Annotated in this window: 1 protein-coding gene and 1 pseudogene; both read right to left on the bottom strand. The window is 67.4% G+C overall.

Annotated features, from left to right (window positions below; all coding sequences use genetic code 11):
• The coding region (locus AC1D01_RS36425) for a hypothetical protein (protein WP_477874641.1) at nt 1-604 on the bottom strand (604 nt) is incomplete at its 3' end.
• 14 nt (nt 605-618) lie between these two features.
• Nucleotides 619-986 (bottom strand): annotated as a pseudogene (locus tag AC1D01_RS36420) (hypothetical protein); the annotation flags it as partial.

Raw genomic sequence — 986 nt, 5'->3', positions numbered from 1 at the left:
GCTGCAGGCGCTGGATCGGCACCAGCACGCCGCGGTGGATCAGCCAGCCGGCCGCGATCGTGGCGAGCGCGATCAGCGCCAGCCCCACCACGATCACGATGACCACCCGGTGCTGCGCCCACGCGATGCGCGCATTGGAGAAATCCAGCAGGCGAAAGGTATCGACCAGGCTCTCCTGGTGCAGCACCAGCAGCTTGCGCGAGATCAGCTCCTCATAGAGCCTCTGCGTGTTCTCGTCGACGGTACGCTGGTTGCTGTTGGCCTGCAGCTCCTCGAACAGCTGGCGCGTCTCGGTGCTGCGCCGGCGCAGGTCGGCGAGGATTTCCAGGGGCTCCGGCTCGGCGAAGATCGGCTCTGCCAGTGCGTGCTCGAGCCGCTCGGCCACCTGGCGCTCCTGTTCGTAGGCGCGCTGGTTCCGGTACAGCACGTACTCGAAGGTGACGAGCCGCAGATCGTTCAGCACGCGGGCCACATCCGACATGCGCCGGCGCTGCTGGTCGGCCGTCTCGACCTCGCCGTTGGCCCACCAGATCATCACGGCGAGCAGGGCGATCGTGCCCAGGCCCGTGGTCGTGGCGAGCCAGCCCTTCGCACTGATCTTCATTCGGTTTGCGTCATCTAGTGCGCCACGGTGACGCGGTCGGGTTGCTCCTCGAGCAAGGCATCGAGGTAGAGGTGGGGCAGGAAATTGGGCGTCGGTGCCGACGCGGCGGCGGCGCCGGTGACGGTCCAGTCGGCTTCATCTTCCAGTGTGACCAGTTGTGACTGCAGCAGGTTCACGCGGAAGGCGAGCGACTTCCAGCCCGGCTGCAGCGTGGCGGGTTCCACCTTGAGGCGGCGCGCGACGATGGCCAGCGACTCGTCCGCATGCAGCCGGTTGAAGCGCTCGGCCTTCAGCAGCGCGCGCACGAATCGGCGCGACATCTCGGCATGTTCGCGCAGGTAATCGCTGCGGCCCACCACCACGTGGCTCACGGTGTAGGCGG

The sequence above is a fragment of the Rhizobacter sp. P3_B12 genome, assembly GCF_056402895.1.
The sequence above is the reverse complement of the archived record's forward strand: the minus strand, read 5'-3'. Positions and strand labels throughout refer to the sequence as shown.